The 8,079-nt window shown below is 68.1% G+C and carries 11 protein-coding genes; 5 read left to right on the top strand and 6 right to left on the bottom strand.

Annotation, left to right across the window (positions count from 1 at the left end):
- The 3 genes from HOP12_09225 to HOP12_09235 all read right to left on the bottom strand — a co-directional run.
- Positions 1-673 (bottom strand): hypothetical protein (locus tag HOP12_09225; GenBank protein ID NOT34336.1); only part of this gene is annotated, 673 nt, incomplete at its 3' end.
- 180 nt (positions 674-853) lie between these two features.
- Entirely contained in the window at positions 854-1,390 is a 537-nt protein-coding gene (locus HOP12_09230; protein NOT34337.1) for a DinB family protein, read from the bottom strand.
- Between the two features lie 2 nt (positions 1,391-1,392).
- Complete coding sequence (locus tag HOP12_09235) at positions 1,393-2,136, bottom strand: hypothetical protein (GenBank protein ID NOT34338.1); 744 nt, start codon at positions 2,134-2,136, stop codon at positions 1,393-1,395.
- 166 nt (positions 2,137-2,302) lie between these two features.
- On the opposite strand from HOP12_09235, the gene HOP12_09240 reads away from it, so the two are divergent.
- Genes HOP12_09240 through HOP12_09255 form a run of 4 tightly spaced genes read left to right on the top strand, consistent with a single transcriptional unit; the run spans position 2,303 to position 5,051 of the window.
- Positions 2,303-3,169: a 3-hydroxybutyryl-CoA dehydrogenase gene (locus HOP12_09240; GenBank protein ID NOT34339.1), complete on the top strand. Its 867-nt coding sequence runs from the start codon at positions 2,303-2,305 to the stop codon at positions 3,167-3,169.
- A gap of 24 nt (positions 3,170-3,193) precedes the next feature.
- A complete protein-coding gene (gene proC, locus HOP12_09245) occupies positions 3,194-4,009 on the top strand; it encodes a pyrroline-5-carboxylate reductase (GenBank protein NOT34340.1) in 816 nt (271 codons plus the stop codon).
- Positions 4,006-4,512: a hypothetical protein gene (locus HOP12_09250; protein NOT34341.1), complete on the top strand. Its 507-nt coding sequence runs from the start codon at positions 4,006-4,008 to the stop codon at positions 4,510-4,512. The genes proC and HOP12_09250 overlap by 4 nt, the downstream gene beginning before the upstream one ends.
- On the top strand, positions 4,509-5,051 hold the full coding sequence (locus HOP12_09255) for a hypothetical protein (protein ID NOT34342.1): 543 nt from the start codon (positions 4,509-4,511) through the stop codon (positions 5,049-5,051). Before HOP12_09250 ends, HOP12_09255 begins: the two co-directional genes overlap by 4 nt.
- On the opposite strand, the gene HOP12_09260 is transcribed toward HOP12_09255, so the two are convergent.
- The 3 genes from HOP12_09260 to HOP12_09270 are packed head-to-tail and all read right to left on the bottom strand — an operon-like array spanning position 5,048 to position 6,778.
- A complete protein-coding gene (locus HOP12_09260; protein ID NOT34343.1) occupies positions 5,048-5,815 on the bottom strand; it encodes a VOC family protein in 768 nt (255 codons plus the stop codon). The two genes, HOP12_09255 and HOP12_09260, sit on opposite strands and share 4 nt — an antisense overlap.
- Positions 5,816-5,873: 58 nt before the next feature.
- Complete coding sequence (locus HOP12_09265) at positions 5,874-6,344, bottom strand: GNAT family N-acetyltransferase (GenBank protein ID NOT34344.1); 471 nt, start codon at positions 6,342-6,344, stop codon at positions 5,874-5,876.
- Positions 6,345-6,358: 14 nt separating this feature from the next.
- The gene (locus tag HOP12_09270) at positions 6,359-6,778 is read right to left on the bottom strand and encodes a YjbQ family protein (GenBank protein ID NOT34345.1); all 420 of its coding nucleotides are present in this window, start codon (positions 6,776-6,778) and stop codon (positions 6,359-6,361) included.
- Between the two features lie 113 nt (positions 6,779-6,891).
- On the opposite strand from HOP12_09270, the gene HOP12_09275 reads away from it, so the two are divergent.
- On the top strand, positions 6,892-8,079 hold a 1,188-nt coding region (locus HOP12_09275), incomplete at its 3' end, for an acetyl-CoA C-acyltransferase (protein ID NOT34346.1).

Raw genomic sequence — 8,079 nt, forward strand, 5'->3', positions numbered from 1 at the left:
CCGGCGCTTCGCTCAGGCCCCGCACCGCAAGTGCGAGCCCCGCCGGCCAGCCGCGGAACGAGTCGCGCAACTCCGCCGTGACGCGGCGCGCCGTGGGGGCTCCCAGTACTCGTGCGAGCCATTCGTGTTCCTCGGCGAGCGTGAACGCGAGATCGTCGACACCGAGCTGCAGCACTCCGCCCTCGACTTCGAAGCGCGCGAGCGGCAACGGGCACGAGCCGCGGCACGTCACCAGCGTGCGGACGCGCGGCCCCATCGAGAGCAGCACGCGGGTGAGCCACTGGATCACCTCGGTCGCGCCGTCGAGTTCGTGCACGTCGTCGAGCACCAGCACGCGCTCGCCGCGGCCGGGCGGGAACTCGGCGGCGAGGCTCGCCGTCAGCAGTCCCAGGTCGCGCTCCAGATCGCGATGCACTTCGAACAGCCGGCGCGTGCGCGGCAGTGCACCATCGGCTCGCGCCGAGGCGGCGCCGATCCACGCCCCGATCAGGTTCGAGAGCGCGCGGTGGTCGGGCCCGATGCGGATCCAGGTCGCGCGACGGCCGCGGATCGCCTGCGCGGCGAGCGTCGACTTGCCGAAGCCGGCGGGCGCGGAAAGCACCGCGACCCGCCACGTTCCCGCGAGTCTTCGCAGCAGCCGGCGGCGCACCAGCAGCGGGAACAGGGGCGGCATGGCGGCGACTCTATCCCACCGCCGGCCGGCTTGTAAGAGCGGCGTAAGACGGGCCGCCGAGGCTCATGGCTTCAACCCTCGGCGCAGAGGACGCCGAGTGGGGGAACCGCCCCCGCGCATCCTCTTTCCGGCACGCGGCCCACACGCCGTGAGTTTGGAATTGCGTGGGGGCACTTTCTTTTAGAGGCCGTAGCGCTCGCGCAGGATCGTGACGTGGTGCAGTTCGTGGCCCGCGAGCACCCATGCCAGCGCGCGCACGCTCATGGGCGACTGGTTCGCCTCGCCGACCCGCACGAGTGCCTCGGCGTCGAGCGATCGAAACAGCGCGAGCGAGGCCTCGCGCACCAGGCGAAAGTCCGATGCGATGTCGCGCATCGGTCGCGCGTCGAAGCGTCCCTCGGGCACGTAGACGTTCTCGTCGAAACCCGGCAGCGGGGTGCGGTCGGCGCGCGCGAAGCGCAGCGCGCGATACGCGAACACGCGCTCGGCATCGGTCAGGTGGCCGACCACTTCCTTCACACTCCACTTGCCGGGCGCATAGCGATGGAGCGACCTGGCGTCGTCGAGACCCGCGAGCAGCGCGAGTGTTTCGACGATCTGAGACTCGAGGCTCGCGAGCGCATCGTCGCCGGTCACGCGATCGATGTAGCGGCCATAGTAAGGCGCGTATTCGTTCGCGGCCGGGCGCGGAATCGGGAGCGTCGAGGCGTTCGGCATGTTCACTCCTCCCCCGGCAGCACGCCGTAGGCGCACCACCACGGAAACAGTTCGATGGTGAGATCACCCGAACGCGCGGCCGGATCGGCATTGGCGCGCGTCCATGCGTCGAGCGAATCGGTGACGAATACGGTGAGGCCCTCGATGTCGCCGGCGCCGGTGAGCGGGCCGGCCGCGCGGGCGTGACCACTCGCGAGCAGCCCGAGAATGTGCGCGAGGTGACCGCGCCGCATGGAATCGAGCGCGGCACCTTTGAGCTGGCTCGGTTTGGGACTGGTGCGGAGCAGCGTGACCCAGCGGGTGACCATCGAGTCCGAGCCCGGCCCGAGCCGCGCGGTGCGCGCCGTGTAGCCCTGACCGATTCCCTGCGGTGCAAACCACGGCCACAGATCGACCGCGAGCCGCCCCGCCCGCACCGCCGGGTCCTGCTCGGAGAGTGCGCGCACCTGCGAGGCCGAGTCGGCGCGGAAGATCAGGAGGCCGCGCCAGCCATTGCGCGCCGTGACCGGCCCCGCGGCCACCAGCCAACCTTCCTTCCACATGCGGCCCAGGTGCGCCATGTGTCCGGCCTGCAGGCTGTCGAGTGCCGGCGACTTGTCGGCGGTCCACTTCGGACCCTTGCGCAGCACTCCGAACACGTACTGCTGCATGAGCGGCATCGGCGGCAGAGCGGTGTCCGCGAACGCGAGCGATGCGGCGAGCAGGCCGCACAGAGCGAGAGAGGTGCCGCGGGATCGAGCGAACATGGCGAGGGCTCCGGTGGGGTGCGCGAATCGAACACACAAAATCTAGCATGCGCTCGCCTTGTTTCGCGCGGGTGCGGCTCCGTATGCTGCAACAATCAAAGTGCGCCCGCGGGCCCGCCGCATGCGCGATGCGCCCGGCCGATGGCTTTCGAGGAGGATTCCCTTCATGACGATTCGCAAGGTCGGGGTGGTTGGCTGCGGGCTCATGGGCGCCGGCATCGCGCAGGTGAGCGCGCAGGCCGGATTCCCGACCGTGGTGCGTGAAGTGTCGGCGAACGCGCTCGAGAAGGGGTTCGGCTCGATCCGCAAGTTCCTGCAGGGCGGCGTCGAGAAGAACAAGTTGAGCCAGGACGACATGGATCGCACGCTCGCGAACTTGAAGGGCTCGACCGAGCTCAAAGACCTCGCCGACTGCGATCTGGTGATCGAGGCGATCGTCGAGAACGTGTCGGCCAAGCGCGAGCTGCTCGGGTCACTCGACGGACTGTGCGCACCCGGAACCATCCTGGCTTCGAATACTTCGAGCCTCTCGATCACCGAGCTTGCGACCTTCACCAAACGACCGGAGCGCGTGATCGGACTGCACTTCTTCAACCCGGTCCCGCTCATGAAGCTGGTCGAAGTGGTGAAGACCGTGCGCACCGACGCCGACGCGCTGAAGGCTGCGAATGCGTGGTGCATGGCGATCGGCAAGACGGTGGTCAGCTGCGGCGACTCGACCGGGTTCGTGGTCAATCGTCTGCTGATCCCCTACATGCTCGACGCGGTGCGACTGTTCGAGCAGGGTCTCGCGAGCCGCGACGACATCGACAACGCCATGAAGCTCGGCTGCGGCTACCCGATGGGGCCGTTGCTGCTCGGCGACTACGTGGGACTCGACACCACCTACTTCATCTCGGAAATCATGTTCGACGAGTTCAAGGAACCGCGCTTCGCCGCACCTCCGCTGCTCAAGCGGATGGTGCTCGCGGGTCTGCACGGTCGCAAGACCGGGCGCGGCTTCTACGACTGGAGCACCACCCCGCCGTCCTGAGCCCGGCCCTCGAAGGAGTCGTGCATGCTTCAGGTATCACGCCTCGCCCTGATCGGCGCCGGCAAGCTCGGAGAAGCGCTCGCGCGCGGGTTGATCGACGCCCAGGCAATCGAGGCCTCGCGCATCGTGGTGACAGCGGGCTCGGCCGAACGCTGCGAGCAACTCGTCACGCAACTCGGCGTGACCGCGGCGAAGACCAATCGCGACGCGGTGCGCGGCGCCGATGTGGTGCTGCTCGCAGTCAAGCCGCAGCAGGTCGGTCCGGTCCTCGATGACCTCGGCGAATCGATCGACAAAGATGCATTGCTGATCTCGGTCGCCGCCTCGGTGAGTACCTCGTTCATCGAGAAGCGCCTCGCGCGAGCAGTTCCCGTCGTGCGCGCAATGCCGAACACCGCGGCGCTCATCAAGCGCGCGATCACCGGCGTGTCTCGAGGTGCGCATGCGACCCCTGCGCACCTCGAGATCGCGCGCGCGATTTTTTCGGCGGTCGGACGGGTGGTGATGGTCGACGAGAAGCACCTCGACGCGATCACCGGACTGTCGGCGAGCGGCCTGGCGTTCATCTATGTGGTGATCGAGTCGATGGCCGAGGGCGGCGTCAAGATGGGACTCCCCCGCCACCTCGCGACCGAGCTGGCGGCGCAGACGGTGCTCGGCGCAGGGGCGATGGTGATCGAGACCGGCGCGCACCCGGCGATGCTCAAGGACAACGTCACGACTCCCGCCGGCACCACGATCGACGGGCTGCTGCAGCTCGAAGAGGGCGGCCTGCGCGTGACGCTCATCAAGTCGGTGGTGCAGGCGACCCAGCGCGCCCGCGAGCTGCTCGAAAAGTGATCGACGATCCCGCCGCGCGAGGGCGGGCGATCGCCGCGTTCCACGCGTCGACCGCACCCCGACTATTCGAACAGATCGTCGAAGCCGATGCGGTGCCGATCGCCACGCGCGCGCAGGCGTGGCGCGAGTGGGAAGTGTTCACGCTCTATGCGTGCGTGCGCGGGCTGGTCTCGGCGGGCGGCTTCAACCGGGAGACCGCCGCCGCGATCGATGCCATGCACGAGGCGGTGCTCGAAGGCTGGATGGCGGCACCCGCGACCGAAGAAACCTTCGATGCGCGGCGTGCCCGCATCGCCGAGCGCTACGCTGAGTATGGCGGCATCGGACAGGCCGGCGGCGCTTCGGGCGCAACCACGGTCGCCGACCGACTCGGCGCCGCCGCGTCGCGCCACATGAGTGCCCCGGCCGAGCCGTTGCCGGGCCTCGACGAGATGGCGAGTGCGCTGCACGAAGCACTCGCCGACGGAGCCGCGGAAGCCGTGAGGCACGGCGCAGCGTCGTGAGTGCGCACCCGCCTCTCGAACCTCTGCGCGAGATGCTCGCGGTGCTCGAACGCGAGCGGCTCCCGCATGCGCTCGGGGCCAGCGGGCTGCTGTTGGCGCTCGGGCTCCTGGACCATGTGAACGACTGGGACGTGACGGTCGAAGCCGACATCGACACGATCGCGGCGCGGTTCCCGCCCGCTCAGTTCACGCGGCACGGCAACGATGCCGGGCACGCCGATCACAAGCTCAGCTTCGCCGCCGCGAACGTGGAACTGATCGCGCGCTTCGCGTTTTTCACGCCGCGCGGTGTGGTGCACATTCCGACCGTGGTGACGCGGCACTGGAACGGCATTCCGGTCGGCAGCGCGTGTGCGTGGTACGTCGCCTACACGCTGCTCGCCGAGTACGAGAATTCGGAGAAGCGCCGCACCCGTGCCGCCCTGCTGCGCGAGTGGCTCGACGAAAACGGTGCCGACGCGACGACGCTTCGGGCGCTCGCGAGCGAGCCACTGCCTGATGCGCTCGCGCGCGCCGTGGCCGAGCTTCGAAGCGCCTAGCCGCCGTACTGAATGACGTAGAAGGCGACCCGCTGCGGCGAGGTGATCCCGCAGAAGCGGCCCATGCCCGGCACCGGCTGGATCGGCACGTGGACCGTGCCCCCCAGTGCGACCGCTTCGCGCGCGGCCGCCTCGACGTCTCGGACCGTGAAGGTCGTCGCCCAGTGGGGCTTGACCGCACCCATCTGCGGTGAGAGCGGCGTCAGTCCCGCGACGTATTCGCCACCCAGCTTGAAGACGGTATACGGAGTGCCGCCCATGTCCATCGACTCGGGCGTCCAGCCGAACAGTTCGGTGTAGAACTTTTTGGCGACACCGACGTCGTGGGTCGCGTTCTCGTACCAGCTCGGCGCGCCGTGATGCTGGCTGTCGGCATCGGTGCCCGGTCCCTTCAGGGCCTGCCAGATGTCGAACTCGGCGCCATTCGGATCGAAGCACACCGCCATGCGGCCCTGATCCATGATGTCGAACGGCGGCAGCGCGCGACCGCCGAGTGCCGTGACCCGGGCACACGTCGCGTCGGCGTTCTCGACTTTGAGCATCACGCCGATGTAAGCCGGCGTTCCCGGCGGCGTGTTCGGACCGTCGAGGTCGAAGACTCCGCCGATGTCGTGCCCATCGACCTGCATGCGGTGTCCCATGCCGGGGATCTCGATGTAGGTCCAGCCGAGCAGCTTGCCGAAGAACTCGCGCGCCTGATCGGGGTGACGCGTGAGCATGTTGATCCAGCTGAAGTCACCGGGTTTGCGAATGCCTTTGGCCATCGTCGTCTCCGCGTTGAAAGGTTGCGTGGAATTCGAAGTTCGTGAACTCGGTGGGTGCTCAGCTCGGGCGCGTGCGCTCGACCAGCTGGCGCATCGCTGCCGCGTCCATGCCGTAACGCGTCCAGCCCTCGCTCGAAGCCGAGGCGCCGAGGCGCTCGTAGAACTGACGCGCCGGGTTCCAATCGAGGACGTCCCAGTCGACGCGATGACAACCGCGCTCGAGCGCGATGCGACAGAACTCGGTCACCAGCGCATCGCCGGCGCCGGTTCCGCGCGCGATCGGATCGACGAACAGATCCTCGAGCCACAGGCGCGGCGTGGCTCGAAACGAAGAAAACGTGTAGTGGAACAATGCGTAGCCCACGATGCGGCCGTCGCGTTCCGCCACGATACCTTCGAGTCGCTGCGGATCGTCGAACAGTGCGCGCTCGAGCATGGCGGGCGTGCCCGTGAGCATGTCGGTGAGCTTTTCGAAGTCGGCGAGCTGACGCAGCAGCTCACAGACCCGCGGCAGGTCGGCGCGTGTCATGGATCGCACAGGGGTCATTCGCCGATCACCTTCACGAGCACCCTTTTGCGCCGGCGGCCATCGAACTCGCCGTAGAAGATCTGCTCCCAGGGTCCGAAGTCGAGCTTGCCGGCCGTGATCGCCACCACCACTTCACGGCCCATGATCTGACGCTTGAGGTGGGCATCCGCGTTGTCCTCGCCGGTTTCGTTGTGGTGGTAGTGCTTGGTCGGTTCGTGCGGTGCCAGCTTCTCGAGCCACACGTCGTAGTCGTGATGCAGACCGCTCTCGTCGTCGTTGATGAAGACACTCGCGGTGATGTGCATGGCGTTCACCAGCACCAGGCCCTCGCGAACGCCGCTCGAGGCGAGCACCTGCTCGACCTGCGGCGTGATGTTCACGAAGCCACGGCGCGCGGCCACGTTGAATTCGAGGTACTCAGTTCTTGATTTCATGGCGCCGAAAACTAGCATGCGCTTGAGCCGCGGCCGTCGCTCGGCTAGCGTGCCGCGCGCATGAGGGCGTGAACCCGACGTTCAGCAGTCTCTCAATCAAGGGAGCCAACCCGATGCCCAGCAACGGATTCCCGGACGTGGTGATCGTCTCCGGCGCGCGCACCCCGATGGCCGAATGGGTCGGCGGCAAGCGCGGCGACGGCCAGCCCGGCGGCGCCTTCGTGTCGATGTCGGCGATCGATCTGGGCGCGGTGGCGGCGAAGGCGGCGCTCGAACGCGGCGGCATCGCCCCCGAAATGATCGACCACGTCGTGATGGGCAATGCGCTGCAGACCTCGGGCGATGCGATCTACGGCGCGCGTCACGTGGCGCTCAAGGCCGGCGTACCTCAGGCGGTGCCCGCGCTCACGCTCAACCGACTGTGCGGCTCGGGACTGCAGAGCGTGGTGACCGCGCAGCAGATGATCGCGACCGGCGAGGCGACGTGGGTGCTGGCGGGCGGCATGGAGAACATGAGCCAGGCGCCGCACGTGTTGAGAGGCGCTCGACAGGGCATTCGACTGGGGCCCGGTGCTCAACTCGAGGACTCGCTGTTCGTGGCGCTGCGCGACAGCTTCTGCGGCTGCCTGATGGCGCAGACCTCGGACAACCTGGCGCGCAAGTACGGCATCACGCGAGAGGAGCAGGACGCGTTCGCGCTGCGCTCGCATCGGCTCGCCAACACCGCGAACAACAATGGGCGCTTCGCCGAGGAGCGCGTCGCGGTCGAAGTGAAGGCCGGCAAGAAGAGCTTTGTGGTCGACAAGGACGATCACCTGTTCCCCGACACCACCGCCGAGAAGCTCGCCTCTCTGCCGACCGCATTCGGGCCCGAGTCGTTCGTCACCGCGGGCAATGCCTCGGGCATGGTCGATGGTGCGGCGGCCCTGGTGGTGACGAGCGCCGATCGCGCGAAGGCCGCGGGCAAGTCGCCGCTCGGCTTCGTGCGCGCTTACGCGAGCGTGGGGGTGGACCCCGAGATCATGGGCATCGGTCCCGCTCCCGCGATTCGCAAAGCACTCGACCGCGCCGGCCTCAAGCTGGATCAGATCGACCTGTTCGAGATCAACGAAGCGTTCGCGGGCCAGTTCCTGGCGGTGCAGAAGGAACTCGAACTGGACCTGGACAAGGCGAACGTGAACGGCGGAGCGATCGGACTGGGGCACCCGCTGGGCGCGACCGGCACGCGGCTCATCTACACGCTGCTGATCGAGCTGGCCAAGCGCGGCAAGCGCTACGGCGTGGCCTCGGCGTGCATCGGC

Source organism: Candidatus Eisenbacteria bacterium (genome assembly GCA_013140805.1).
Lineage (GTDB): Bacteria > Eisenbacteria > RBG-16-71-46 > RBG-16-71-46 > RBG-16-71-46 > JABFRW01.